Origin of the sequence: Pseudaquabacterium inlustre, assembly GCF_038066595.1 — a bacterium.
GTDB lineage: Bacteria > Pseudomonadota > Gammaproteobacteria > Burkholderiales > Burkholderiaceae_C > Pseudaquabacterium > Pseudaquabacterium inlustre.
In genome coordinates this window covers 303855-328435 of record NZ_JBBUTH010000011.1, presented here as the reverse complement: position 1 = coordinate 328435, position 24581 = coordinate 303855, and the positions used below count along the sequence as shown (strand labels likewise).

Genomic DNA, 24581 nt, shown 5'->3' with positions numbered 1-24581 from the left:
GAGACAAGCATGAAGCTGAAGACCCTCGTCGTTGGTACCGCTGCGGCGGCTGCGCTCATCGGCGCCACCTTCTCCACGCCGGCGCTGGCGCAGGCCAAGGAGCAGTTCTTCCCGGTGCTGGTGTACCGCACCGGCCCCTACGCCCCGAACGGCGTGCCGTTCGCCAACGGCTATGTCGACTACCTGAAACTGGTGAACGCCCGCGGCGGCATCAACGGCGTGAAGATCTCGTACGAGGAATGCGAGACCGGCTACGCCACCGACAAGGGCGTGGAGTGCTACGAGCGCCTGAAGGGCAAGGGCGCCACGGTGTTCCAGCCGCTGTCCACCGGCATCACCTTCGCGCTGACCGAGAAGGCCCCGGTCGACAAGATCCCGCTGATCACCGCCGGTTACGGCCGCAGCGAAAGCCAGGACGGCATGGTGTTCAAGTGGAACTTCCCGATCGCCGGCACCTACTGGGTGGCCGCTGATGCGCTGATCCAGCAGATCGCCAAGAAGGAAGGTGGCCTGGACAAGCTCAAGGGCAAGAAGATCGCGCTGGTCTACCACGACAGCCCCTTCGGCAAGGAGCCGATCCCGCTGCTGACCGAGCGCAGCAAGCTGCACGGCTTCGACCTGCAGCTGCTGCCCGTCACCGCGCCGGGCGTGGAGCAGAAGAGCACCTGGCTGCAGGTGCGCCAGAGCCGGCCCGACTACGTGCTGCTGTGGGGCTGGGGCGTGATGAACTCCACCGCGCTGAAGGAGGCCGTGGCCACCGGCTACCCGCGCGAGAAGATGTACGGCGTGTGGTGGGCCGGTGCCGAGCCCGACGTGAAGGACGTGGGTGCCGGCGCCAAGGGCTACAACGCCGTGACCATGCAGCACGGCTACGAGGTGAACTCCAAGATCGCCCAGGACGTGTTGAAGGAACTGCACGGCAAGGGCCAGGGCACCGGCCCGAAGGAGGAAGTGGGCCAGGTGCTGTACATGCGCGGCCTGATGAGCGCGATGTTCGCCATCGAAGGCGTCAAGCGCGCACAAGAGCGCTTCGGCAAGGGCAAGGTGGTCACCGGCGAGCAGGCCCGCTGGGGCTACGAGAACCTGGCGCTGGACCAGAAGAAGCTGGATGCGCTGGGCTTTGCCGGCGTGCTGCGCCCCATCAGCACCAGCTGCGCCGACCACATGGGCGCCAACTGGGCCCGCGTGCACACCTGGGACGGCGCGAAGTGGCAGTTCAGCTCCGACTGGCTGCAGGCCGACGAGTCGATCCTGAAGCCGCTGGTCAAGGGCGCGGCCGACAAGTACGCGGCCGAGAAGAAGATCGAGCGGCGCACGCCAGCGGATTGTCAATCCTGATGGATCGACAACCGCCTCCGGCCTTCCCTGGGGCACCTCCCCCTGCCCCCTCCGCCGAGCGGAGGGGGTTTTAGTGAGACTCTGGCATGTCCAACATCCTTCTCAACGTCAACGGCATCGAGGTCATCTACAACCACGTGATCCTGGTGCTCAAGGGCGTCAGCCTGCAGGTGCCCGAGGGCCGCGTGGTGGCCTTGCTGGGCGGCAACGGGGCCGGCAAGACGACCACGCTGCGCGCGGTGAGCAACCTGCTGGCCGGCGAGCGCGGTGACGTGACCAAGGGCTCGATCGAGCTGCGCGGCGAGCGCATCGAGAAGCTCAGCCCGGCGCAGATGGTCGAGCGCGGCGTGGTGCAGGTGATGGAAGGCCGGCACTGCTTCGCCCACCTCACGATCGAGGAGAACCTGCTCACCGGCGCCTACACGCGCCGCGACGGCAAGGGCGCGATCGACGCCACGCTGGAGAAGGTCTACACCTACTTCCCGCGGCTGAAGACCCGCCGCACCAGCCAGGCGGCCTACACCTCGGGCGGCGAGCAGCAGATGTGCGCCATCGGCCGCGCGCTGATGTGCAACCCGAAGATGGTGCTGCTGGACGAGCCCAGCATGGGCCTGGCGCCGCAGATCGTCGAAGAGGTGTTCGAGATCGTCAAGGACCTGAACACCAAGGAACGCGTGACCTTCCTGCTGGCCGAGCAGAACACCAACATCGCGCTGCGCTACGCCGACTACGGCTACATCCTCGAGAACGGCCGCATCGTGATGGACGGCGAGGCCAAGGCCCTGCGCGAGAACGAGGACGTCAAGGAGTTCTACCTCGGCATGGGCGGCGGCGACCGCAAGAGCTTCAAGGACGTGAAGTCCTACAAACGCCGCAAGCGTTGGCTGGCATGAGCGCTGACGACGATTTCGCGTTCGCGCTGCCGGCGTTCAAGCCCGACGAGGCCCTGCAGCGCCTGAAGCGCGAGCTGCGCGACGCCGGCCTCACCGAGCGCGAGGGCCGCTTCGAGCGCCGCGGCACGGTGCTGGCGCGCGCCGCCGTGGACGGCGCCACGCTGAAGCTGGCGCGGGTGAAGCGCCCGTCGCGCAGCAGCCCGGAATGGATCGAGAAGACCGCGAAGAACAGCGCCGAGTTGCGCGACTTCGTGGCCGACTTGAAGCGCCAGCTGGCGCAGTGGAGCGACTCCGATGACTGAGTTCTACGACGCGCTGGAACAGCGTGACCCGGCCGAACGCGAGGCCGCGCTGATGGCCGCGCTGCCGCGCCACATCGCCCAGGCGCAAGCCGCCACCGCCGCCGGTGCCGCGCTGCTGCAGGGCGTGGACGCCGCCACCATCACCAGCCGCGCCGCACTCGCCACGCTGCCGGTGACGCGCAAGCACGAGCTGCTGGCGCGCCAGCAGGCCAGCCGCGCTGCCGGCGGCGACCCCTTCGGCGGCTTTGCCGCCATCGGCTGGCGTGCGCTGCTGCGTGGCGGCCAGCCCATGGCCGGCGCGCGCCGCGTCTACCAGTCGCCCGGCCCGATCTACGAACCCGAGGGCCATGCCGCCGACTACTGGCGCGTGGCGCGGGCCATGCACGCCGCGGGCTTTCGCGCCGGCGACCTGGTGCACAACTGCTTCAGCTACCACCTCACGCCTGGCGCCTGGATCATGGAGAGCGGCGCCCAGGCCCTGGGCTGCACCGTCATCCCCGGCGGCGTGGGCAACACCGAGCAGCAACTGCAGGCCATCGCCGACCTGAAGCCCCAGGCCTATGCCGGCACACCCAGCTTCCTGAAGATCCTGGTCGAGAAGTCGGCCGAGACCGGCCTGAGCGTGGCCTCAATCACCAAGGCCATGGTCTCGGGCGAGGCCTTCCCGCCGTCCTTGCGCGACTGGCTGGCCGAGCGCGGCATCACCGCCTACCAGAGCTACGCCACCGCCGATGCCGGCCTGATCGCCTACGAGACCCCGGCCCGCGAGGGCCTGGTGCTCGACGAGGGCATCGTGCTCGAGATCGTGCGCCCCGGCACCGGCGACCCCGTGCCCGACGGCGAGGTGGGCGAGATCGTGGTCACGGTGCTCAACGCCGACTACCCGCTGATCCGCTTCGGCACCGGCGACCTGTCGGCCGTGCTGGCGGGCCCCTGCCCCAGCGGCCGCAGCAACACCCGCATCAAGGGCTGGATGGGCCGTGCCGACCAGACCACCAAGGTGCGGGGCATGTTCGTGCACCCCGGCCAGGTGGCCGAGGTGGTGCGCCGCCATGCCGAGGTGGCACGCGCCCGCCTGGTGGTGGAAGGCGAGATGGCCAGTGACCGCATGACGCTGAAGATCGAGGTGCCCGGCGCGCCCGATGCGCTGCCCGCCGGCCTGTCCGCCGCGGTGGCCGACAGCGTGCGCGACATCACCAAGCTGCGCGCCGACATCGTGGCCGTGGCCCCCGGCAGCCTGCCCAACGACGGCAAGGTGATCGAGGACGCCCGCAGCTACCGGTAGCGGCCACCGGGCAGGCAAAGGCTTGCGGCCTGCGGGGCCTACGTATTTCCCGGCGGTTGCAGCGCGCCGTGCGCGCCTAACATCTTGGTCCGTTTCCTTTCCCCCACCGCCCGTCCGCACGGAGAGCCCCAGATGAAGAAGCTGTTCACAGCCCTGCTGCTCGCAGCCACCGCCACCGCCGCGCTGGCCGACTACCCGGAAAAGCCGGTCACCATCGTCGTGCCCTTCGCAGCCGGCGGCCCCACCGACAAGGTGGCCCGTGACCTGGCCGAAACCCTGCGCAAGCAGCTCAACAACCAGAGCGTGGTGATCGAGAACGTCGGCGGCGCCGGCGGCACGCTGGGCGCCGCCAAGGTGGCCAAGAGCAGCCCCGACGGCTACACGCTGCTGCTGCACCACATCGGCATGGCCACCTCGCCGGCGCTGTACCGCAAGCTGCCCTACGAGACGCTGACCGACTTCGAGTACCTGGGCCTGGTCAACGAGGTGCCGATGACGCTGATCGGCCGCAGCACCCTGCCGGCCACCGATTTCGCCAGCCTGCGCACCTGGATCAACGCCAACAAGGGCAAGATCAACCTGGCCAACGCCGGCCTGGGCGCCGCCTCGCACCTGTGCGGCCTGTTGTTCCAGCAGGCACTGGCCGTGGACATGACCACCGTGCCCTACAAGGGCACCGCCCCAGCCATGACCGACCTGCTCGGCGGCCAGGTCGACATCATGTGCGACCAGACCACCAACACCACGCAGCAGATCGAGACCGGCAAGGTCAAGGCCTTCGCGGTCACCACCACCAAGCGCCTGGCCACGCCCTCGCTGGCCAAGCTGCCGACGCTGGACGAGGCCGGCCTGAAGGGCTTCAACGTGACCATCTGGCACGGCCTGTACGCCCCCAAGGGCACGCCCAAGGCGGTGACCGACAAGATCAACGCCGCGCTGCGCAAGGCGCTGGCCGACGCCGACTTCCACAAGCGCCAGGAAGCCCTGGGCGCGGTGATCGTCACCGACGCGCGCGTCGGCGGCGCCGAGCACAAGAAGTTCGTCGAGGCCGAGATCGCCAAGTGGGGCCCGGTCATCAAGGCCGCCGGCCAGTACGCCGATTGATCACACGCCGCGGCGTGTGATGCACGAGGGGCCTTGGGCCCCTTTTTCGTGCCTTCAGCGCATCAGGTGCGGGCTTCAGGCGATGCGCAGCGGGATCGTCACCGGCCCGTCGTTGACCAGGGCCACCTGCATGTCGGCGCCGAACTCGCCGCAGGCCACCACCGGGTGGCGCTGGCGCGCCAGTTGCAGCACGCGTTCATAGAGCGCCAGGCCCAGCGCGGGTGACGCGGCGCCGGTGAAGCTGGGGCGGTTGCCGCCCGAGCAGTCGGCCGCCAGCGTGAACTGGCTGACGATCAGCAGGCCGCCGCCCACATCGGCCACGCTGCGGTTCATCTTGCCGGCCTCGTCCGAGAAGATGCGCAGCTTCAGCAGCTTGTCGACGAACTTGCGCGCCTGGGCCTCGCCATCCGTGGGCTCGGCGCACACCAGCACCAGCAGCCCTGGGCCGATTTCACCGATGCGCTGGCCGGCCACGGTGACGCTGGCTTCGCGCACGCGCTGGATGAGCCCGATCACAGCGGATCCCTGGGATCGTCGAAGTGCGCTTCCACGTCCATCGGCAACAGCTGCAACGTGGCGCGCAGGCCCGGCACCGCAGCCATCAGCGCCTGCTCCACCGACGCACGCACCGCCGCCGCGCGGCCCAGCGACCAGTCGGCCGGCATGTGCATGTGCAGATCGACGAACTGGCGCTGGCCGGCACGGCGCGTGACCACATGGTCGAAGCGGATGGTGTGGTGGGCAAAGTCATCGAGCACGCGCTGGATGGCCTCGCGGCCCTCGGCGTCGATGGCGCGGTCCATCAGCCCGTCGGCCGAGCGCGCGATCAGGTGCACGCCCTCGCGCACGATGTTCAGCGCCACGCCGATGGCGATCACCGGGTCCAGCCACAGCCAGCCGGTGGCGTGCACGGCGCCCAGGCCCAGCACCACGCCGGCCGAGGTCCAGACATCGGTGAACAGGTGCCGGGCATCGGCCTCCAGCGCCATCGAGCGGTGCTCGCGCGCCTTGCGCAGCATGGCCCAGGCCAGCGCGCCGTTCATCGCCGAACTCACCACCGACAGCACCACGCCCCAGCCCAGCGCCTCCAGCGGCTGCGGGTGCAGCAGGCGCTGGCCAGAGGCCCAGATGATGCCGAGCGCCGCCACCAGGATCAGCACGCCCTCGAAGCCGCTGCTGAAGTACTCGGCCTTGTGGTGGCCGTACGGGTGATCGGCATCGGGCGGCGCCTGGGCCACGGTCACCATCACCAGCGCGAACATCGCGCCGGCCAGGTTGACCAGCGACTCCATCGCGTCGGACAGCAGACTGACCGAATCGGTGAGCCACCAGGCGCCGGTCTTCAGCGCGATGGTGGCCACGGCCACCGCGACCGACAGCTTCAGGTACGAGGCGACCTGCATCGTGTGGGCAACCGGTGCCAGCTCAGGCCGTGAGCGTGACACGCGCGAACTTGCGCTTGCCCACCTGCACCACCACCGTGCCGGCCTCGATCTTCAGGCCCTTGTCGGAGACCACGGCGCCATCGATGCGCACGCCGCCCTGCTCCACCATGCGCATGGCCTCGCTGCTCGACGGCACCAGGCCGGCGGCCTTCAGCAGCGCGCCCAGACCCAGCGGCGCACCGGCCAGCGTCACCTCGGGGATGTCGTCGGGGATGCCGCCCTTGGCGCGGTTGTTGAAGTCGGCCTCGGCCGCATCGGCCGCCGCAGCGTTGTGGAAGCGCGTGACGATTTCGCGCGCCAGCGCCACCTTGGCGTGCTTGGGGTTGGCGCCGGCCTCGACCTCGGCCTTCAGCGCCGCGATCTCGGCCTCGGCGCGGAAGCTCAGCAGCGTGTACCAGCGCCACATCAGCACATCGCTGATCGACAGCACCTTGGCGAACATGGTGGCCGGGTCTTCGGTGATGCCGATGTAGTTGTTCTTGCTCTTGGACATCTTCTCGATGCCGTCCAGGCCTTCGAGCAGCGGCATGGTCAGGATGCACTGCGGCTCCTGGCCATATTCCTGCTGCAGGTGGCGACCCATCAGCAGGTTGAATTTCTGGTCGGTGCCGCCCAGCTCCAGATCGCTCTTCAGCGCCACCGAGTCGTAGCCCTGCATCAGCGGGTACAGGAACTCGTGCACGCTGATGCTGGTGCCGGCGTGGAAGCGGTCGTGGAAGTCGTTGCGCTCCATCATGCGCGCCACGGTGTACTTGGCGGCCAGCTGGATCATGCCGCGCGCACCCAGCGGATCGCTCCACTCGCTGTTGTAGCGGATCTCGGTCTTCTCGGGGTCCAGCACCAGGCTGGCCTGGGCGTAATAGGTCTTGGCGTTGGCCTCGATCTGCTCGCGCGTCAGCGGCGGGCGCGTGGTGTTGCGGCCCGAGGGGTCGCCGATCATGCTGGTGAAGTCGCCCACCAGAAAGATCACCTGGTGGCCCAGGTTCTGCAGCGCGCGCATCTTGTTCAGCACCACGGTGTGGCCCAGGTGCAGGTCGGGCGCGGTGGGGTCCAGGCCCAGCTTGATGCGCAACGGCACGCCATTGGCCTCGCTGCGCGCCAGCTTCTTCAGCCAGTCGGCCTCGGGGATCAACTCGTCGCAGCCGCGCAGGCTGACGGCCAGCGCCTCGCGGGTGCGGTCGGTCACGGGGTGGGCGGCGGCCGCGGCGGCGGTCGGTTGGGCGTGGGTCATGACGGGGGCCCGCGGCGGGGCCAGGCAAGCATCGGGGCCATCGGCTGGCATGGTGGCTCCCGGCGCGGCCTCCGGTCTGACCCGGATCGCCCGCTGAGGGGGCCAAGGTATACTGCGCGTTCGTTCTGCCATCGGTGGGCGTGAACATGTCACACCCCGCCACAGGCCGCGCAGGCGCTGCATTCTACGAGACGCCCGTTGACGCGCTGGCCGAGTCCAGCAGACCGAGTTGTCGAGGGAGCGCGCCCTTCTCGCGTGCCCGCATCTGCTGTCACCGCCCGTTGCGGGCCCGTTGGGAATCCGAGGTTTGAACCTGCTCTCCGCGAAATCCGCTGCGCTCGATCTGCTGTCCACGTGCAATGCCACGCTGCGCCGCCACCCGCGGCGCCTGACGACGGGTGTGGTCGCGGTGCTGGCCGGCTTTGGCGCCACCGCCTTCGGCATCGCGCCGCTGGTGCCCGACGCCGCCACGCTGCCGCAGCGCGTCGTCACGCAGGAGCTGCAGATCGCCGGCCTGGACGCCCAGGTGGATGCACTGGCCGCGCAGCCGCTCGAGCTCTCGCACAGCGACGTCACCCGTGCCAGCGACACCGCCGACACCCTGCTGCGCCGCCTGGGCGTGGCCGATCCGCTGGCCGCCGCCGTGCTGCGGCATGACGCCGACGCCCGACGCCTGATCGACGGCCGCGGCGGCAAGATGGTGCAGGTGCGCACCGCCGCCGATGGCACGCTGACCGAGCTGATCGCGCGCTTCCCGGCCCTCAGCGAGTCGCAAGCCGGCACGCACTTCACCCGGCTGACGCTGCGTCGCGACGGCGCGCGCATCACCAGCCAGCTCGAGACCGCGCCGCTGCAGCGCCAGGTGCGCCTGGGCAGCGGCACGGTGCGCACCTCGCTGTTCGCGGCCACCGACGACGCCCGTCTGCCCGACGCCATCGCCAGCCAGATGATCGAGGCCTTCTCGGGCGACATCGACTTCCACCGCCAGCTGCGCAAGGGCGACAGCTTCAGCGTGGTGTTCGAAGCGCTCACCGCCGACGACCAGCCCATCACCTGGAACGACGCCACCGGCCATGTGCTGGCCGCCGAGTTCACCAACAACGGCAAGACGCACCAGGCGCTGTGGTTTGCCGATGCGCGCACCGGCAAGGGCAGCTGGTTCGGCCTGGACGGCAAGAGCCGCCGCCGCGCCTTCCTGGCCAGCCCGCTGGCGTTCTCGCGCGTGACCTCCGGCTTCGCGATGCGCTTCCACCCCATCCTGCAGAGCTGGCGCGCCCACAACGGCGTCGACTACGGCGCGCCCACCGGCACGCCGGTCAAGGCCGTGGGCGATGGCGTGGTTGATTTCGCCGGCCAGCAAGGCGGCTATGGCAACGTGGTGCAGATCAAGCACGGCGCCGACAAGACCACCGTCTACGCACACCTCAGCCGCATCGACGTGCGCAAGGGCCAGAAGATCGAGCAAGGCCAGCGCATCGGCGCCGTGGGCGCCAGCGGCTGGGCCACCGGCCCGCACCTGCACTTCGAGTACCGCGTCAACGGCGCCTTCCAGGATCCGCTGAAGGTGGCCCGCGCCGCCGAGACCGTGACCATCGACGCCGCCGCCAGGCCGCAGTTCATGCAGCTGGCCAGCACTGCGCGCAGCCAGCTGGCAGCCGCCGTCACCACCGTGGGCGGCTTCCGCGGCGACGCGGAATAAGCGACTGACAGCGGGCTACCGCGGCCCGCCAGCCGCCGCCACCAGCTCACCTGCCGCTGTCACCGTCACGGACATGCGCGACCTCTTCATCGGCCTGATGTCGGGCACCTCGCTCGATGGTGTCGATGCCGTGCTGGCGCGCTTCGACCCCCAGGGCGGCATCGCCGTGCAAGGCCACGTCCACCGGCCCTTCCCCGACGCACTGCGCGCCGACCTGCTGGCCCTGAATCGACCCGGTGCCGACGAGTTGCACCGCGCCGCACTGGCCAGCAACGGCGTGGCCGAAGCCTATGCCCAGGCCGTGGCCGCGCTGCTGGCCGCCACGGGCGCTACGGCCGATCAGATTGCAGCCGTCGGCGCGCATGGCCAGACGGTGCGCCACCGGCCCGGCGAGTTCGACGGCACCGGCTACACCGTGCAACTGCTCAACGGCGCACTGCTGGCCGAGCGCTGCGGCATCGACGTGGTGGCCGACTTGCGCAGCCGCGACGTGGCCGCCGGTGGCCAGGGCGCGCCGCTGGTGCCGGCCTTCCATGCCGCGCTGTTCGGCCAGCCGGGCATGGCGCAGGCGGTGCTGAACTGGGGCGGCATCGGCAACCTCACGCTGCTGGGCGCCGACGGTGCGGTCAGCGGCTTCGACTGCGGCCCCGGCAATGTGCTGCTCGATCTGTGGTGCGAACGCCACCGCCGCACACCCTTCGACGCGGGCGGGGCGTGGGCCGCGCAGGGTCGGGTCGATGCAGCGCTGCTGGCCACACTGCTCGACGAGCCCTTCCTGCACCGCGCACCGCCCAAGAGCACCGGCCGCGACCTGTTCCATGCCGAATGGCTCGATGCGCGGCTGGCGGCCTTTGACGCACTGACGCCGGTGGACGTGCAGGCCACGCTGGCCGAGTTCACCGTGCGCGCGGCCACCGACGCGCTGCTGCGCCATCTGCCCAGCCCGACGCGCCTGCTGGTGTGCGGCGGCGGCGCCCTCAACGACCACCTGATGGCGCGCCTGGCTGCGCAACTGCCCGGCACCGCCGTGCAGTCCACCGCCAGCGCCGGCCTGCCGCCACTGCAGGTGGAGGCCGCAGCCTTCGCCTGGCTGGCCTGGGCCTTCACGCAGCGCCGGCCCGGCAACCGGCCGGCCGTCACCGGCGCCGCCGGCCCGCGTGTGCTGGGCTGCCTGCATCCCGCGCGCTGAAAGCACAACGGCCGCCCTGCGGCGGCCGTCGTTCGGCGGGTGATGGGTCGATCAGACCGAGAAGCTCGAGCCGCAGCCGCAGGTGGTGGTGGCGTTCGGGTTCTTGATCACGAACTGCGCACCCTGCAGGTCTTCCTTGTAGTCGATCTCGGCGCCCACCAGGTACTGCAGGCTCATCGCGTCGATCAGCAGCGTGACGCCGTTCTTCTTCATCTCGGTGTCGTCGTCGTTGACCACTTCATCGAAGGTGAAGCCATACTGGAAGCCCGAGCAGCCACCACCCTGCACGAACACGCGCAGCTTCAGGTCGGGATTGCCCTCTTCGGCCACCAGATCGGCCACCTTGGCGGCGGCGCTGTCGGTGAAGACCAGCGGCGCGGGCATCTCGGCGGTGTCGGCGGCAAGGGTTTCGGCAACGGCGTTCATCAACGGGGCTCCAGAGGAAAGGCGCAGGTCATCCGCGACCGCGCAACAAGCGAATTGTCCGACGGACGGCACCATGCAGGCCTTGACCGCACCGCGTCCGGGGACTTTGGATGTGAAAAAGCCGCCCGCAGGCGGCTTTGGCGCAACAGCGGCGGCCCGCAGGCCACCACCGGCAAGTTCGATCAGCGCTTGCTGAACTGCTTGCGGCGACGGGCGCCGTGCAGACCGACCTTCTTACGCTCGACTTCACGCGCATCGCGCGTCACGAAGCCGGCGTGGCTCAGTTCGCTCTTCAGCGTCGCGTCGTAGTCGATCAGCGCGCGGGTGATGCCGTGGCGCACCGCACCGGCCTGGCCGCTTTCGCCGCCGCCGTGCACGTTGACCTTGATGTTGAACGTGCCTTCATGGTTCGTCAGCAGCAGGGGCTGCTTGACGATCATGATCGAGGTCTGGCGACCGAAGTACTGGTCGACGGGCTTGCCGTTGACCACGATCTGGCCGTCACCCTTCTGGATGAACACGCGGGCCACCGACGACTTGCGACGGCCGGTGCCGTAATTCCAATTGCCGATCATCGCCGCTCCTTAGATTTCCAGCGCCTTGGGCTGCTGGGCAGTGTGCGGGTGCGAGTCACCGGCGTACACCTTCAGCTTCTTGATCATCGCGTAGCCGAGCGGGCCCTTGGGCAGCATGCCCTTGACGGCCTTCTCCAGGGCGCGGCCCGGATGCTTGGCTTGCATGTCCTTGAACTTGGTGCCGTAGATGCCGCCCGGGTGGCCCGAGTGGCGGTAGTACACCTTGTCTTCGGCCTTGTTGCCGGTGACGCGGATCTTGTCGGCGTTGACGACGATGATGAAATCACCGGTATCGACGTGAGGCGTGTAGATGGCCTTGTGCTTGCCGCGCAGACGGAGTGCCACTTCGCTGGCGACACGTCCGAGCACCTTGTCGGTGGCATCAAGCACAAACCACTCGTGCACAACCTCGGCCGGCTTGGCGCTGAAGGTCTTCATGAGAGGTCTTTCAAGCCGATCACCCACTTTGGGCAACCGGCACTAACGCTGGCTGTTCGGTGCGCTGCGGCGTCACGGCATCTCGCGATGCCTTTCAGGCCCCTCGGCGCTGCTTGAACCCGCAGCCTCTCGAAACCCACGCCGGCAACCTGTGAACACCCTGGAAAACCAAGGCGCCGCGCAGGCAGCACTCCACCCCCGCCAACTTCGGGGAACCCGCGATTATAGCCACAACACCGCTTCCAGGCGTGAACTGTGCGACGCCCCACCCCGTTTCGGGTCGAGCGCGATCGGAGTGACACCGGTAAACTAAGGGTTAACACTAGGAAACGCGCCATGCACACGATTCAAACCCAGCACGCGCCGCACGATCCCGCGCTGGCGGATCGCCATGCCGCACTGCACGCCGCCCTGCCCACGGCCACGCCCGGACAACCGCGCGACGAGGTCCCTCACCCGTCCTGGGTGCCGATCCGCTCGCTGGCGCCCAAGCACCGCCACCGCATCCTCGCCCATCTGCTGGCCCTGCCCGAGCGTGACCGCTACCTGCGCTTCGGCTACCCGGCCACCGACGGGCAGATCACGCGCTATGTCGAGGCGCTGAACTTCGAGCGCGACGAAGTGTTCGGCATCTACAACCGCCACATCCAGCTGATCGCGCTGGCGCACCTGGCCTTCGCCGGCGACGGCGGCCCGGGCGGCCCCGGTGCCGAATTCGGTGGCTCGGTGCTGCCGCATGCACGCGGCCGCGGCTACGGCGCGCGCTTGTTCGAGCATGCCATGCTGCACGCACGCAATGGTCATGTGGACACGCTCTACATCCATGCGCTGTCGGAGAACACCGTGATGCTGCGCATCGCCCGCAAGGCCGGTGCCATCGTGCAGCGCTCGGGCAGCGAGTCGGACGCCTACCTGCGCCTGCCGCCCGAAACGCTGGCCTCGCAGGTGGAGCAGTGGGTGGGCGAAGGCGCCGCCGCCATCGACTACCAGATCAAGCGCCAGACGCGCCGCGTGGGCTCGCTGATCGAAGCCATCGGCGAAGTGAAGTCGGGCGTGGCACGCCCAGGCCAGGCCGCGCGCGACTGACCCCCCGGCTTGAACGGGCCGGCTGGGCGCGAAACAGCCCGCCACGCCGGAACGGAAACAGGTTGTCACGCTGTAATATCGGTTCAAGCGAGTTTTTCAGATTTGGCCGGCGGTGGCATCCGCGGTGTCCGGGCCAGATCACGCGCCGCGAGAACCGATGCAGTCGACCCTCCCCTGGATTCTTGCCGTGATCGCCCTGACCGCGCTGCTGGCGGTGCTGGTCTGGCGGTGGCGCGCGTCGCGCCCGGCGCCCGGCCCGGCGCCGCTGCCGGTCGACTGGGACCTGCTGCCGCGCCCGGTGTTCACGCCCGACGAACGCCGCATGTACCGCCAGCTGCGCGAGGCGCTGCCGCACCACGTGGTGCTGGCCAAGCTGCCGCTGGTGCGCTTCTGCCAGCCGGCCGACCCCGACAAGGTGCGCTACTGGTACCAGCTGCTGGGCGCCATCCAGGTGAGTTTTGCCGTGTGCAGCCAGCAAGGCCGGGTGCTGGCGGCCATCGACCTGCATTACGACCGTGGCGGCCCGCCGGCGCGGGCCACGCGCATCAAGCAGTCGGCGCTGGGTGCCTGCCGCGTGCGCTACCTGCGCTGTCCGGCCGACCACCTGCCCAGCGTGGCCGAACTGCAGCTGCTGGTGCCGCAGAGCGCCAGCGCCAACCGCGGCCCGCAGCCGGCCAGCGCCCCTTCGTCCGACGAGGCCGGTGCCCGTGCCGGTGCGGTGGGCGCGGCCAACGACGTCCGAGCCACCAGCGGCTCGCGCCGGCGCGAGCGCACCACGCTGTGGCAGGACTCGCTGCCCTTCACCGACTCGTTCTTCATGCCCGAGCGCCGCTTCGAGGCGTTGGGCCTGGGCGACAGCGACCCCGAGGACGAGCAGGCCGATGTGCTGGCCGCGGCGCTGCCGCCGGGCGCGCTGCCGGCGGGCGAGCCCGCGCCGCCGCCGCTGTCGCTGGTGGCCCACAACGTCCACGCCGATGCAGGCCCGGCCACCGACGCCGGCAGCCCGTCCGGCACGGCCGAGGGCCATGGCATGCACCTGGCCACCGGCACCTACGGCGGCGGCCACGCGGTAGGCTCCTGAGCGCCTGCAGGTGCAGCGCTTTCTGCGCCGCACCCGCCGCCCCCGGTCTCAGCGGTGCCGCGCGCAGCGACACTCGGGCCTGTTGCCGCCGCCTTTCCTCCGCATGCCCGAGACCACCCCGCACCCGTTCGACCGGCTGACGCCGCAAGCCGTGCTCGACGCACTGGACGGCTGCGGCCTGCGTGGCGACGGCCGGCTGCTGCAGCTCAACAGCTACGAGAACCGCGTGTTCCAGGTGTTCCTGGAAAGCGGCACGGTGGTGGTGGCCAAGTTCTACCGCCTCGGCCGCTGGAGCGACGCGCAGATCGCCGAGGAACACACCTTCGCCGCCGACCTGGCCGCCGCCGAGGTGCCGGTGGTGGCGCCGCTGGTGCTGGCCGCGCCGGGTTTGCCGGCCGGGTGCACGCTGGCCACGGTGCAAATCGACGGCGAGCCCTTCCGTGTGGCCGCCTACCCGCGCCGCGCCGGCCACGGGCCTGAACTGGACGACGCCGCCACGCTGCGCTGGCTGGGCCGCTTCATCGGTCGGCTGCATGCCGTGGGCGAGCAGCGGCCGTTCAGCGCACGGCGCACGCTGGACGCCGCCACCTTTGGCCACGGCGCGGTGCAGCGCCTGATCGACCTGGACGCCGTGCCACCGGCCCAGCTGCCGGCCTGGCGCGACGCCGCCGAGCGCGCCCTGGCCCAAGTGGACGCGGCCTTCGCCGCCTGCCCGGCGCAGACGCTGCGCATCCACGGCGACTGCCACCCCGGCAACATCCTGTGGCGCGACCCGGACGCGGGTGGCCATGGTCCGCACCTGGTGGACCTGGACGACGCGGTGATGGGCCCTGCGGTGCAGGACCTGTGGATGCTGCTGTCGGGCGAGCCCGAGGCCATGTCGGCGCAGCTGGCCGCGGTGCTGCAGGGCTACCGGCAGTTCCGCCGCTTCGACACGCGCGAGCTGGCGCTGATCGAGCCGCTGCGCACGCTGCGCATGCTGCACCACAGCGCCTGGCTGGCCGAACGCTGGAGCGATCCGGCCTTCCCGGCGGCGTTTCCGTGGTTCGGCACCGCCGGCTACTGGGGCCAGCAGGCGCAGCAGCTACGCGAGCAGATCGAGGCGATGGCGCAGCCGCCGCTCGATCCGTTTGCGCTGGATTTCTTCGACTGAAGATTTATGCGGTCAGCAGCTTGTTGACCCGGGCGACGTAAGCCGCCGGATCCTCCAGTTGCCCGCCCTCGGCCAGCAGGGCCTGGTCGAACAGGATGTTGGCCAGGTCGTCGAAAGGTGCGCCATCCGTGCCCAGTCGCTTGACCAGGGCGTGCTCGGCGTTGACTTCCAGGATCGGCTGGCTGGCCGGCGCGGCCTGGCCGGCCTGCTTGAGCAGGCGCGCCAGGTGGCCGCTCATGTCGCCCTCTTCCACCACCAGGCAGGCCGGTGAGTCGACCAGGCGGGTGGTGACGCGCACGTCCTTGGCGCGGTCCTTCAGCGCTTCCTTCAGCTTGTCCAGCGTGGGCTTGAAGCTTTCGGCGGCCTCTTCGGCGGCCTTCTTCTCGGCCTCGTCCTGCAGCTTGCCCAGGTCCACGGCGCCCTTGGCCACGCTTTGCAGCGTGTGCCCCTCGAACTCGTGCAGGTGGCTGAGCATCCACTCGTCCACGCGATCGGTCAGCAGCAGCACCTCGATGCCCTTCTTCTTGAAGATCTCGAGCTGCGGGCTGCTCTTGGCGGCGGCGAGCGTGTCGGCGGTGATGACGTAGATCGCGTCCTGGCCTTCCTTCATGCGCGACACGTAGTCGGCCAGGCTCACGCCCTCATCGGCGTGCGTGGAGGCGAAGCGCAGCAGCTTGGCCAGGCGCTCGCGGTTGGCGAAGTCCTCGCCCAGGCCTTCCTTGAGCACCGCGCCGAACTCCTTCCAGAAGGCCAGGTACTTGGCCTTGTCGTCGGCGTTGTCGCTGTCGGCCAGGCTTTCCAGCATGCCCAGCACGCGCTTGGTGCTGCCCTCGCGGATGGCCTTGACGTCGCGGCTCTCCTGCAGCAGCTCGCGGCTGACGTTCAGCGGCAGGTCGGCCGAGTCGATCACGCCCTTGACGAAGCGCAGGTACACCGGCATCAGCGCCTCGGCGTCGTCCATGATGAACACGCGCTTGACGTACAGCTTCACGCCGCCGCGCTTGTCGCGGTTCCACAGGTCGAACGGCGCCTTGGCCGGCACGTACAGCAGCTGGGTGTACTCGCTGCGGCCTTCCACACGGTTGTGCGTGTAGGCCAGCGGCGCCTGGCTGTCGTAGCTGATCTGCTTGTAGAAGTCCTGGTACTCGGCGTCGGTGACGTCGCTCTTGCTGCGCGTCCACAGCGCGGCGGCCTTGTTCACCGTCTCCCACTCATCCGTCACGACCTGCTCGCCCTTCTCGGCGTCCCAGGTCTCCTTCTTCATCAGGATGGGCAGCGAAATGTGGTCGCTGTACTTGGCGATGGTGCTCTTGACGCGCCAGGTCTTCAGGAACTCGTCGGCCTCTTCATCGCGCAGGTGCAGGATGACGTCGGTGCCGCGCTCGGCGCGCGTGATGGTCTCCAGCTCGTACTCGCCGGTGCCCTCGCTGCTCCAGCGCACGGCCTGGTCGGCCGGCACGCCGGCGCGGCGGCTTTCCACCGTGATGCGGTCGGCGACGATGAAGCCCGAGTAGAAGCCCACGCCGAACTGGCCGATCAGGTTGGCGTCCTTCTTCTGCTCGCCTTCGAGCTTGGCCATGAACTCGCGCGTGCCGCTCTTGGCGATGGTGCCCAGGTGGGCGGCGGCCTCGTCGGCGCTCATGCCGATGCCGTTGTCGCGGATGGTCAGGGTCTTGGCGGCGGTGTCGAAGAACACGCGCACTTCGAGATTCGGCTGGTCTTCATAGAGCGCGGCGTTGTCCAGCGCCTCGAAGCGCAGCTTGTCGCAGGCGTCCGAGGCGTTGGAGACCAGCTCGCGCAGGAAGATCTCCTTATTCGAATACAGCGAATGCGTGACGAGGTGCAGGATCTGCTTCACCTCGGCCTGGAAGGCGTGGGTCTGCTTGGTCATGGTGTGTCTTGTTCGGATCGGAAGGCGTTGGCTCACGATGCGCCAGGCTCGGTTCGCCAAACCCGGCGCGCGGTGCGGGATTTTGGGGCCCTGGCGCCGGTTTCAAGACCCGGCCGCGACACGGCATCATGGGGCCCATGCGCATCGCCGACGACATCCTCCAGCAGCTGACCCGCGCCCTGTCGGGTGGCCCGATCCCGCGCGTGCGTGCGCTGCACCTGCCGCCGGCGCTGTGGACCGGCACCAAGGACGGTGAATTCGGCGCCATCGAGCTCGACAGCGGCGCACTGGGCCTGAGCTACCTGCTGCTGGGCGGCACGCTGGCCGAACTGGCCCGCCGGCCCGAGGCCGCGCAGCAGGCCCTGGCCGGCCAGGACGCCCTGGCCCTGGCCCGCCGCTGGGCCGATGGCGACACACCGGCCGACCGCGCGCTGGGCTTTGCCGCGGTGAACGCGCTGAGCCGCCACCTGCAGGACGCCGCCGGCCTGGCCCCGCCCGACGCGCCCGATTCGATCGGCGGGCTGGCGCCGCAGGCGGGCGAACCCATTGGCATGGTGGGCTTCTTTCCACCACTGGTGAAGCAGGTGACGGCGCTGGGCGCCCAGCTGACCGTGCTGGAGCTGCGCGCCGACCTGGCCGGCAACCACCCCGGCTACACCGTGACGCTGGACCCGGCGGCGCTGCGCGGCTGCACGCAGGTGCTGATGACCAGCACCGTGCTGCTGAACCACACGCTGGACGATGTGCTGGCGCATTGCGCCGGCGCACGCGCCATCGCGATGATCGGCCCCGGCGCCGGGCTGCTGCCCGACGCGCTGTTCGCGCGCGGTGTCACCGCGGTGGGCGGCAGCTGGATCACCGACCGCGACGGCTTCGTGGCGGCGCTGGCCCAGGGGGCGCCCTGGGGCGCCAGCGCGCGCAAGTTCGTCTGGACACCCGCAGCCTGGCCGGGCCTGGCCGCCACCCCCTGAGCCAGGTCGGCCCACGCCGGAACGGGTTTCGGCCACATGGCATGCTCGCCGCATCATTTTTCGCGCGTTCCGGCGCGCCGCACCACCGCCCATGGACCACGCCCCTGAGCCCGCCCCGCCCCCTGCCGCCGGTGGCACGCCACGCTCACTGGCCGGCCTGCGCATCGACCGTGGCGCCCCGGCATTGAAGCGCCGGCGCCGCCGCTGGCCCTGGGTGCTGGGCGCCCTGGTGCTGCTGGCCGCCGGGGCCGCCGCGCTGGCGCCACGCAGCACCGAGGTGCAGGTGAGCTCGGTGCTGGCCGCCTACCCCTCGCAGCAGTGGGCGCAGCTCACCGCATCGGGCTACGTGGTGGCGCAGCGCCGCGCCGCGGTGGCCAGCAAGGGCACGGGCCGGCTGGTGGAACTGCGCGTGCGCGAGGGCAGCGTGCTGAAGGCCGGCGAATTGATCGGCCGGCTGGACGACAGCGACGTGCAGGCCGCGCTGGCCGCCGTGCAGGCCGGCGTGCAGCAGGCCGAGGCCGCCACCGCCCAGGCGCGGGCCGCCGTGGGCCAGGCCCAGGCCGAGCTGGCCAATGCCGAGGTGGAGCTGCGCCGCCAACAGGAACTGCGCGCCCAGGGCTTCGTGTCGCCGCAGGCGGTGGACGGCGCCGAGCGCCGCCTGGCCGTGGCGCGCTCGGCCCTGGCCACGCAGCAGGCCGCGGTGGCGGCGGCGCAAAGCGCCGTGCAGACCGCGCGCAGCCAGGTGCAGGTGCAGCAGGTCAACCGCGCCAACACCGAGATCCGCGCGCCGTTCGACGGCGTGGTGCTGGTGAAGAACGCCAACGTGGGCGACATGATCACGCCCTTCTCCTCGGCCACCGGCACCTCGGGCGCGGTGGTCACGATGGCCGACATGGGCACGCTGGAGGTGGAGGCCGATGTCTCCGAAAGCAACGTGGCCAAGGTCAAGCCCGAGCAGCCGGTGGAGATCACGCTGGACGCCATCCCCGACGCGCGCTTTGCCGGCCGCGTGGCGCGCATCGTGCCCACGGTGGACCGCGCCAAGGCCACGGTGATGACCAAGATCCGCTTCGACGCGCTGGACGCGCGCATCCTGCCCGAGATGAGCGCCAAGGTGAGCTTTCTGTCGCGCCCGGCCACGGCCGCCGACCAGCAGGCCGTGACCGCGGTGAACCCCAAGGCCATCACCACGCGCGACGGGCAGAAGCTGGTGTTCCGCGTCAGCGCCGCCGGCACCGCCGAGGCCGTGCCGGTGACGCCCGGCCGCCTGCTGGGCGAGGTGCAGGAGCTGCTGAATCCGGCGCTGAAAAGCGGCGAGCGCGTGGTGCTGAGCCCGCCCGAGGCACTCAAGGCCGGCGCCCGCGTGACGGTGGCCGCCAAGTGAGCATGCCGCTCCCTGCCGAGCCACCGCTGATCCGCGTGCGCCACCTGGGCAAGGCCTACCGCCGCGGCGGCCAGGACATCCCGGTGCTGCTGGATATCAACCTCGACGTGGCGCGCGGCGAGTTCGTGGCGCTGATGGGGCCCAGCGGCTCGGGCAAGAGCACGCTGCTGAACCTGATCGCCGGCATCGACCAGCCGAGTGCCGGCACGATCGAGATCGGCGGCGTGGACATCGCCACGCTGGGCGAGGGCGCGCTGGCCGACTGGCGCGCCGCCAACGTGGGCTTCATCTTCCAGTTCTACAACCTGATGCCGGTGCTCAGCGCCTTCGACAACGTGGCGCTGCCGCTGCTGCTGACCGGCCTGAACGCCCGCCAGCGCCAGGAACGCGTGGCCGCCGCGCTGGACCTGGTGCGCCTGAGCGACCGCGCCGACCACTACCCCAACGAGTTGTCGGGCGGCCAGCAGCAGCGCGTGGCCATCGCCCGCGCGCTGGTGACCGACCCGGCGCTGATCGTGGCCGACGAGCCCACCGGCGACCTGGACCGCACCACCGGCGAGGAGGTGCTGGGCCTGCTGGACGAAATGGTGTCGCAGCTGGGCAAGACCATCGTGATGGTCACGCACGACCCCAAGGCCGCAGCGCGGGCGCACCGCATGGTGCACCTGGAAAAGGGTGTGCTCGTCGACGAGGCCGGTGGCTGACATGTTTGTCTTGAAGCTGCTGCTGAAGAACGCCTTCCGCCACCGGCTGCGCACGCTGCTGACGATGGTGGGTCTGGTGGTGGCGATCTGCGCCTTCGGCCTGCTGCGCACCATCGTCGACGCCTGGTACGCCGGCGTGGAGGGCAGTTCCAGCACGCGGCTGGTGGTGCGCAACAGCACCTCGCTGACCTTCCCGCTGCCACTGGGCCATGGCGAGCGCCTGCGCGCGGTGGACGGCGTGCGCCAGGTGAGCTGGAGCAACTGGTTCGGCGGCGTCTACATCACCGAGCGCAACTTCTTCCCGCAGTTCGCGGTGGATGCCGCCACCTACCTGCCGCTGTACCCCGAGTACCGGCTGAGCGACGCCGAGCGCCTGGCCTTCTTGCGCGACCGCCAGGGCGCCATCGTCGGCCGCAAGCTGGCCGACAAGTTCGGCTGGAAGGTCGGCGACGCGATCCCCCTGCGCGGCACCATCTTCCCCGGCACCTGGACCTTCACGCTGCGCGGCATCTGGGACGGCGCCGAGGCCCGCACCGACGAGAGCCAGCTGCTGTTCCACTGGCAGTACCTGAACGAGAGCCTGCGCCAGAAGACCGCCCGCCGCGCCGACCAGGTTGGCGTGTTCATCCTGGGCATCGACGCGCCCGACAACGCAGCGCTGGTGAGCCAGCGCGTGGATGCGCTGTTCGCCAACTCGCTGGCCGAGACACTCACCGAGACCGAGGCAGCCTTCCAGCTCGGCTTCGTGGCCATGAGCGAGGCCATCCTGGTGGCGGTGCAGGCGGTCAGCCTGATCATCGTGGTCATCATCATGGCGGTGATGGCCAACACCATGGCCATGACGGCGCGCGAACGCCTGGCCGAATACGCCACGCTGAAGGCGCTGGGCTTCCCGCCCGGCTTCGTGGTGCGCCTGCTGTTCGGCGAGAGTCTGCTGATCGCGGCGCTCGGCGGCCTGGCCGGCCTGCTGCTCACATTGCCGCTGGCGGCGGCCTTCCGCGCCGCGGTGGGCACGCTGTTCCCGGTGTTCCAGGTGTCCACACTGACCATGGCGCTGCAGCTGGCGGCCGCGCTGGGCGTGGGCGCGGTGGCCGCCGCCTGGCCGGCCTGGCGCATGAGCCGCATCGACATCGTCGACGGCCTGCGGCACGTGGGCTGAGCGAGGCACGAGACCGGCATGGCCCAGCTGCCCCTGGCCTACATCGCCCGCAACCTGTGGGTGCGGCGCGTCACCACGCTGCTCACCGCCGGCGGCATGGCCCTGGTGGTGTACGTGTTCGCCACCGTGCTGATGATGAGCGAGGGCATCCGCGCCACCCTGGTGGCCACCGGCCAGCCCGACAACCTGATGCTACTGCGCAAGGGCGCCGGTGCCGAGATCAACAGCGGCATCGCGCGCGGCGAGGCGGCCATCCTGGCCACGCTGCCCGGCATCGCCACCGATGCCCAGGGCCGCGCGCTGCTGAGCGCCGAGCCGGTGGTCTTGATCAGCCTCCCCAAGCGCAGCAACGGCAAGCCCAGCAATGTGACGGTGCGCGGCACCTCCGACATCGGCCTGCAATTGCGGCCCACGGTGAAGATCGTCGAAGGCCGCATGTTCCGCCCCGGCACCTCGGAGATCGTGGTCGGCCAGGCCACGGCCCAGGGCTTTCGCGGCGTGGAGATCGGCCAGCAGCTGCGCTTTGCCGGGCGCGAGTGGCAGGTGGTGGGCCGCTTCGAGGCCGGCGGATCGGGCTTCGATTCCGAGGTGTGGGGCGATGCCGAGCAGATGCTGCAGGCCTTCCGCCGTGGCGCGTTCTCGGTGGTGCTGCTGCGCTTGGCCGACGCCGGCCTGTTCGAGGCGGCCAGGGCGCGCATCGAGGCCGACCCGCGCCTGACCGTGGAGGCCAAGCCCGAGGTGCAGTTCTATGCCGAGCAGAGCGAGGCGCTGGCCACCTTCATCCGCATCCTGGGCCTGGCGCTGGCCATCATCTTCTCGATCGGCGCGGTGGTCGGCGCGATGATCACCATGTTCGCCGCCGTGGCCCAGCGCACTGGCGAGATCGGCACGCTGCGTGCGCTGGGCTTTCGCCGCAGCGCGGTGCTGACGGCCTTTCTGGCCGAATCCCTGCTGCTGGCCGCACTCGGCGGCGTGGCCGGCTTGGCAGCGGCCAGCGCCATGCAGGCGGTGGACATCTCGACCACCAACTTCCAGACCTTCTCCGAACTGGCCTTCCGCTTCGTGCTGACGCCGCGCATCGCCGCGCAAAGCCTGCTGTTCGCGCTGGCCATGGGCGTGGTGGGCGGCTTCATCCCCGCCTGGCGGGCAGCGCGGATGGAGATCGTGGGGTGTTTGCGGGCGGCGTGACCCGTTCAGGAACGCTTCAGGTGCGGCGAATGTAGAGTTTGACTATCACGCCGAGTGCCGCAAGCAGTCCCAATATTGACAACAGTTCGAGGCGGTGTGTGCGCAGGTAGTCTGCCACTTCGCGCAGTGCCTCGATTGCCATCGACTCCGTCGAGGGACCTGACTTTTGTCGCGAACTGCCTTCGGATGAAGGCGGGCCGTCCCATCGCCGACGCGTGGTCGGATCGACCTCGGCCGCATCGCTGCGCATCTCGTTCTCGCCCATGCCCAGCAACACGCCCCGGTTGTCGCCTCGCTTGGGCGACTTCGCCTCTGCCTGAGCGGCTGCTTCGGCCCGAATGGCCTGCTGCAGACTGGCCTCCCGCAGCCCGGGAGCCGACGAAGCCTGGCTGGGTTCGCGGCCCTTGGCGCCAGAGCCAGACGCTGCGACAGCAGTGCCGGTAGCTCCGGCAGGCGCGGCTTCCAGCAGTTTGTCCAGGTTGCGATTGCCCGTGCTGATCTGGGCCGTGCCAACTGGCGAGGCATCGGCCTCTGACACGCCCCCACCGGACACGGGCGCCGCCCGTAGCGCCTCCTGGGCCAGAAACATCGACGCGACGAACAGAATTCGCCAGACACCCGAAGCGGTACCCCACCACGGCAACCCACACTCGACCCCATTCACGACTTGCACCTTTTTTCGATTTCGGGTGATTTTGCGATCACCGTGCAGGTCACGCCAAGCCAAAGGATGCCCCAACCCGGGGGTCTGGCCGAAGGCTGGTTCAGCCGACCAGCACTTCCTCACACGCCGGATGCCCGAGGAAGGCCTGCGGACTGGCGGATCGCCCGTACGCCCCCGACTGGAACACCACCAGGTGATCGCCCACCTCGGCGCGTGGCAGGTCCATGCGTTCGGCCAGGATGTCCAGAGGCGTGCACAGCGGCCCGACAGCGGTGACAGACTCCTCCGCCGCCTGGTCCGCGCGATGGCCGATGGCCACCGGGTAGTTCTTGCGCACCACCTGGCCGAAGTTCCCAGACACCGCGAGGTGGTGGTGCATGCCGCCGTCGCACACCAGGAACACCTGTCCGCGCGACACCTTGCGGTCGACCACCTGGGTCACGTAGACCCCCGCCTCGCCGACGAAATAGCGCCCCAGTTCGATCACCAGGGCGGCCTCTGGCAGTTCATGCGATGCACGTTCGGCCAAGGCTGCCAGGTTGGCACCGATCGGCGCCAGATCCAGGCGCTGTTCGCCCGGAAAGTACGGAATGCCAAATCCACCGCCCAAATTCAGGAAGCGGACTGGCGACGGCGCCGAGGCCGCCAGTCGCAGCGCCAACTCATAGCTCTTGCACTGCGCCTCGCAGATCGCCTCGGCGCGCAGGTTCTGAGAGCCGGCAAACAGGTGGAAGCCCTCGAACGCCAGACCCAGCTCACCGATGCGGGCCAGCACGGCCGGAACGGCCTCGGCGTCGATGCCGAACTGCTTGGGCCCACCGCCCATCTTCATGCCCGAGCCCTTGAGCTCGTAATCCGGGTTCACGCGCACGGCGACGCGGGCCGGCAAGCCCAGTTCTCGCGAGGCCCGAGCCAGCACATCGAGCTCACGCGCCGACTCGACATTGACCAGCACGCGCGCCGCCACCGCTTGGCGCAATTCGGTGTCGCGCTTTCCGGGGCCGGCGAAACTCACCTCGGCCGGATCGGCCCCGGCATCGAGCGCGACTTTCAGCTCACCGGCCGAGGCCACGTCAATGCCATCGACCAGGCCCGCCAACAAACCCACCACCGCCGGCATCGGGTTGGCCTTCATGGCGTAGTGCAATTTCACCGAGGCCGGGAGGGCCGCCCGCAGTTCGGCCACGCGTTGGCGGATCAGGTTGCGGTCGTAGGCGTAAAAGGGCGTGCTGCCGACACGCGCCGCCACGGTGCTCAGCCGCTCACCGCCCAGTACCAACTCGCCATCGCGTGTACTGAACTGGTTCATCGGCGCATGAACCGGTGGGGTGCGCAGCGGGGCAACGGGCGGCAGGGTCACTGGATTGCTCATGTC

At 69.9% G+C, this 24581-nt stretch carries 24 protein-coding genes; 15 read left to right on the top strand and 9 right to left on the bottom strand.

Translation table 11 applies throughout. The features are described from left to right. Nucleotides 1-9 precede the first annotated feature (9 nt). The 5 genes from AACH10_RS24190 to AACH10_RS24170 all read left to right on the top strand — a co-directional run bounded on the left by AACH10_RS24190 (nt 10) and on the right by AACH10_RS24170 (nt 4922). Complete coding sequence (locus tag AACH10_RS24190) at nt 10-1338, top strand: ABC transporter substrate-binding protein (RefSeq protein ID WP_341413116.1); 1329 nt, start codon at nt 10-12, stop codon at nt 1336-1338. A gap of 86 nt (nt 1339-1424) precedes the next feature. Continuing rightward, complete coding sequence (locus AACH10_RS24185; protein ID WP_341413115.1) at nt 1425-2231, top strand: ABC transporter ATP-binding protein; 807 nt, start codon at nt 1425-1427, stop codon at nt 2229-2231. Continuing rightward, entirely contained in the window at nt 2228-2533 is a 306-nt protein-coding gene (locus AACH10_RS24180) for a hypothetical protein (protein ID WP_341413114.1), read from the top strand. The genes AACH10_RS24185 and AACH10_RS24180 overlap by 4 nt, the downstream gene beginning before the upstream one ends. Continuing rightward, nucleotides 2526-3818: a phenylacetate--CoA ligase family protein gene (locus AACH10_RS24175; protein ID WP_341413113.1), complete on the top strand. Its 1293-nt coding sequence runs from the start codon at nt 2526-2528 to the stop codon at nt 3816-3818. The genes AACH10_RS24180 and AACH10_RS24175 overlap by 8 nt, the downstream gene beginning before the upstream one ends. 132 nt (nt 3819-3950) lie before the next feature. After that, nucleotides 3951-4922, top strand: coding sequence for a tripartite tricarboxylate transporter substrate-binding protein (locus AACH10_RS24170; protein WP_341413112.1), 972 nt, complete (start codon nt 3951-3953; stop codon nt 4920-4922). Nucleotides 4923-4997: 75 nt separating this feature from the next. On the opposite strand, the gene dtd is transcribed toward AACH10_RS24170, so the two are convergent. From dtd to tyrS, 3 genes are read right to left on the bottom strand one after another with little or no spacing between them, the layout of a single operon-like run. Next, nucleotides 4998-5438, bottom strand: coding sequence for a D-aminoacyl-tRNA deacylase (gene dtd, locus AACH10_RS24165; RefSeq protein WP_341413111.1), 441 nt, complete (start codon nt 5436-5438; stop codon nt 4998-5000). Continuing rightward, entirely contained in the window at nt 5435-6325 is an 891-nt protein-coding gene (locus tag AACH10_RS24160) for a cation diffusion facilitator family transporter (protein ID WP_341413110.1), read from the bottom strand. Before AACH10_RS24160 ends, dtd begins: the two co-directional genes overlap by 4 nt. A gap of 22 nt (nt 6326-6347) precedes the next feature. After that, entirely contained in the window at nt 6348-7598 is a 1251-nt protein-coding gene (tyrS, locus tag AACH10_RS24155; RefSeq protein WP_341413109.1) for a tyrosine--tRNA ligase, read from the bottom strand. Nucleotides 7599-7911: 313 nt separating this feature from the next. Between tyrS and AACH10_RS24150 the strand changes: the two genes are divergently transcribed. Continuing rightward, on the top strand, nt 7912-9297 hold the full coding sequence (locus AACH10_RS24150) for a peptidoglycan DD-metalloendopeptidase family protein (RefSeq protein WP_423228661.1): 1386 nt from the start codon (nt 7912-7914) through the stop codon (nt 9295-9297). A gap of 73 nt (nt 9298-9370) precedes the next feature. Beyond that, complete coding sequence (locus AACH10_RS24145) at nt 9371-10486, top strand: anhydro-N-acetylmuramic acid kinase (RefSeq protein WP_341413107.1); 1116 nt, start codon at nt 9371-9373, stop codon at nt 10484-10486. Nucleotides 10487-10537: 51 nt separating this feature from the next. On the opposite strand, the gene erpA is transcribed toward AACH10_RS24145, so the two are convergent. From erpA to rplM, 3 genes are all read right to left on the bottom strand, one after another. Next, nucleotides 10538-10912, bottom strand: coding sequence for an iron-sulfur cluster insertion protein ErpA (gene erpA, locus AACH10_RS24140; protein ID WP_341413106.1), 375 nt, complete (start codon nt 10910-10912; stop codon nt 10538-10540). A gap of 182 nt (nt 10913-11094) precedes the next feature. Further along, complete coding sequence (rpsI, locus tag AACH10_RS24135) at nt 11095-11487, bottom strand: 30S ribosomal protein S9 (RefSeq protein ID WP_341413105.1); 393 nt, start codon at nt 11485-11487, stop codon at nt 11095-11097. Between the two features lie 9 nt (nt 11488-11496). Continuing rightward, nucleotides 11497-11925 (bottom strand): 50S ribosomal protein L13, encoded by a 429-nt coding sequence (gene rplM / locus AACH10_RS24130; RefSeq protein ID WP_341413104.1) that lies wholly within the window; start codon nt 11923-11925, stop codon nt 11497-11499. Nucleotides 11926-12261: 336 nt separating this feature from the next. Between rplM and AACH10_RS24125 the strand changes: the two genes are divergently transcribed. The 3 genes from AACH10_RS24125 (at nt 12262) to AACH10_RS24115 (ending at nt 15245) form a co-directional block, all read left to right on the top strand. Then, entirely contained in the window at nt 12262-13011 is a 750-nt protein-coding gene (locus AACH10_RS24125) for a GNAT family N-acetyltransferase (RefSeq protein WP_341413103.1), read from the top strand. 157 nt (nt 13012-13168) lie between these two features. Beyond that, nucleotides 13169-14092, top strand: coding sequence for a DUF2726 domain-containing protein (locus AACH10_RS24120; RefSeq protein ID WP_341413102.1), 924 nt, complete (start codon nt 13169-13171; stop codon nt 14090-14092). Nucleotides 14093-14195: 103 nt separating this feature from the next. After that, nucleotides 14196-15245 (top strand): serine/threonine protein kinase, encoded by a 1050-nt coding sequence (locus AACH10_RS24115; protein WP_341413101.1) that lies wholly within the window; start codon nt 14196-14198, stop codon nt 15243-15245. Between the two features lie 4 nt (nt 15246-15249). Here the strand turns inward: AACH10_RS24115 and htpG are convergent, their stop codons facing one another. Continuing rightward, nucleotides 15250-17136, bottom strand: coding sequence for a molecular chaperone HtpG (htpG, locus tag AACH10_RS24110; RefSeq protein ID WP_341413100.1), 1887 nt, complete (start codon nt 17134-17136; stop codon nt 15250-15252). A 137-nt stretch (nt 17137-17273) separates the two neighbouring features. Between htpG and AACH10_RS24105 the strand changes: the two genes are divergently transcribed. From AACH10_RS24105 to AACH10_RS24085, 5 genes are all read left to right on the top strand, one after another. Further along, complete coding sequence (locus tag AACH10_RS24105) at nt 17274-18107, top strand: Rossmann-like domain-containing protein (RefSeq protein ID WP_341413099.1); 834 nt, start codon at nt 17274-17276, stop codon at nt 18105-18107. Between the two features lie 91 nt (nt 18108-18198). After that, nucleotides 18199-19491 carry an efflux RND transporter periplasmic adaptor subunit gene (locus AACH10_RS24100; protein WP_341413098.1) on the top strand — a complete coding sequence of 431 codons (1293 nt, stop codon included), beginning with the start codon at nt 18199-18201 and terminating at the stop codon, nt 19489-19491. A gap of 2 nt (nt 19492-19493) precedes the next feature. Beyond that, nucleotides 19494-20195, top strand: coding sequence for an ABC transporter ATP-binding protein (locus AACH10_RS24095; RefSeq protein WP_341413289.1), 702 nt, complete (start codon nt 19494-19496; stop codon nt 20193-20195). A 1-nt stretch (nt 20196) separates the two neighbouring features. Continuing rightward, a complete protein-coding gene (locus AACH10_RS24090) occupies nt 20197-21354 on the top strand; it encodes an ABC transporter permease (protein WP_341413097.1) in 1158 nt (385 codons plus the stop codon). A gap of 18 nt (nt 21355-21372) precedes the next feature. Next, nucleotides 21373-22542 carry an ABC transporter permease gene (locus tag AACH10_RS24085; RefSeq protein WP_341413096.1) on the top strand — a complete coding sequence of 390 codons (1170 nt, stop codon included), beginning with the start codon at nt 21373-21375 and terminating at the stop codon, nt 22540-22542. A gap of 16 nt (nt 22543-22558) precedes the next feature. Here AACH10_RS24085 and AACH10_RS24080 read toward each other — a convergent pair whose 3' ends face one another. Beyond that, nucleotides 22559-23215, bottom strand: coding sequence for a hypothetical protein (locus tag AACH10_RS24080; protein WP_341413095.1), 657 nt, complete (start codon nt 23213-23215; stop codon nt 22559-22561). Between the two features lie 91 nt (nt 23216-23306). After that, nucleotides 23307-24578 (bottom strand): pyridoxal-dependent decarboxylase, exosortase A system-associated, encoded by a 1272-nt coding sequence (locus tag AACH10_RS24075; RefSeq protein ID WP_423228653.1) that lies wholly within the window; start codon nt 24576-24578, stop codon nt 23307-23309. Nucleotides 24579-24581: the final 3 nt, after the last annotated feature.

What these genes read in the sequence shown, in the direction of transcription:
- AACH10_RS24185 (WP_341413115.1), top strand. Translation starts at nt 1,425, where the DNA reads ATGTCCAACATCCTTCTCAACGTCAACGGCATCGAGGTCATCTACAAC.
- AACH10_RS24075 (WP_423228653.1), bottom strand. Translation starts at nt 24,578, where the DNA reads ATGAGCAATCCAGTGACCCTGCCGCCCGTTGCCCCGCTGCGCACCCCA.
- rplM (WP_341413104.1), bottom strand. Translation starts at nt 11,925, where the DNA reads ATGAAGACCTTCAGCGCCAAGCCGGCCGAGGTTGTGCACGAGTGGTTT.
- AACH10_RS24190 (WP_341413116.1), top strand. Translation starts at nt 10, where the DNA reads ATGAAGCTGAAGACCCTCGTCGTTGGTACCGCTGCGGCGGCTGCGCTC.
- AACH10_RS24160 (WP_341413110.1), bottom strand. Translation starts at nt 6,325, where the DNA reads ATGCAGGTCGCCTCGTACCTGAAGCTGTCGGTCGCGGTGGCCGTGGCC.
- AACH10_RS24180 (WP_341413114.1), top strand. Translation starts at nt 2,228, where the DNA reads ATGAGCGCTGACGACGATTTCGCGTTCGCGCTGCCGGCGTTCAAGCCC.
- AACH10_RS24100 (WP_341413098.1), top strand. Translation starts at nt 18,199, where the DNA reads ATGGACCACGCCCCTGAGCCCGCCCCGCCCCCTGCCGCCGGTGGCACG.
- tyrS (WP_341413109.1), bottom strand. Translation starts at nt 7,598, where the DNA reads ATGACCCACGCCCAACCGACCGCCGCCGCGGCCGCCGCCCACCCCGTG.
- AACH10_RS24090 (WP_341413097.1), top strand. Translation starts at nt 20,197, where the DNA reads ATGTTTGTCTTGAAGCTGCTGCTGAAGAACGCCTTCCGCCACCGGCTG.
- AACH10_RS24105 (WP_341413099.1), top strand. Translation starts at nt 17,274, where the DNA reads ATGCGCATCGCCGACGACATCCTCCAGCAGCTGACCCGCGCCCTGTCG.
- AACH10_RS24115 (WP_341413101.1), top strand. Translation starts at nt 14,196, where the DNA reads ATGCCCGAGACCACCCCGCACCCGTTCGACCGGCTGACGCCGCAAGCC.
- AACH10_RS24125 (WP_341413103.1), top strand. Translation starts at nt 12,262, where the DNA reads ATGCACACGATTCAAACCCAGCACGCGCCGCACGATCCCGCGCTGGCG.
- AACH10_RS24095 (WP_341413289.1), top strand. Translation starts at nt 19,494, where the DNA reads ATGCCGCTCCCTGCCGAGCCACCGCTGATCCGCGTGCGCCACCTGGGC.
- rpsI (WP_341413105.1), bottom strand. Translation starts at nt 11,487, where the DNA reads ATGATCGGCAATTGGAATTACGGCACCGGCCGTCGCAAGTCGTCGGTG.
- AACH10_RS24175 (WP_341413113.1), top strand. Translation starts at nt 2,526, where the DNA reads ATGACTGAGTTCTACGACGCGCTGGAACAGCGTGACCCGGCCGAACGC.
- AACH10_RS24170 (WP_341413112.1), top strand. Translation starts at nt 3,951, where the DNA reads ATGAAGAAGCTGTTCACAGCCCTGCTGCTCGCAGCCACCGCCACCGCC.
- AACH10_RS24145 (WP_341413107.1), top strand. Translation starts at nt 9,371, where the DNA reads ATGCGCGACCTCTTCATCGGCCTGATGTCGGGCACCTCGCTCGATGGT.
- htpG (WP_341413100.1), bottom strand. Translation starts at nt 17,136, where the DNA reads ATGACCAAGCAGACCCACGCCTTCCAGGCCGAGGTGAAGCAGATCCTG.
- AACH10_RS24120 (WP_341413102.1), top strand. Translation starts at nt 13,169, where the DNA reads ATGCAGTCGACCCTCCCCTGGATTCTTGCCGTGATCGCCCTGACCGCG.
- erpA (WP_341413106.1), bottom strand. Translation starts at nt 10,912, where the DNA reads ATGAACGCCGTTGCCGAAACCCTTGCCGCCGACACCGCCGAGATGCCC.
- AACH10_RS24085 (WP_341413096.1), top strand. Translation starts at nt 21,373, where the DNA reads ATGGCCCAGCTGCCCCTGGCCTACATCGCCCGCAACCTGTGGGTGCGG.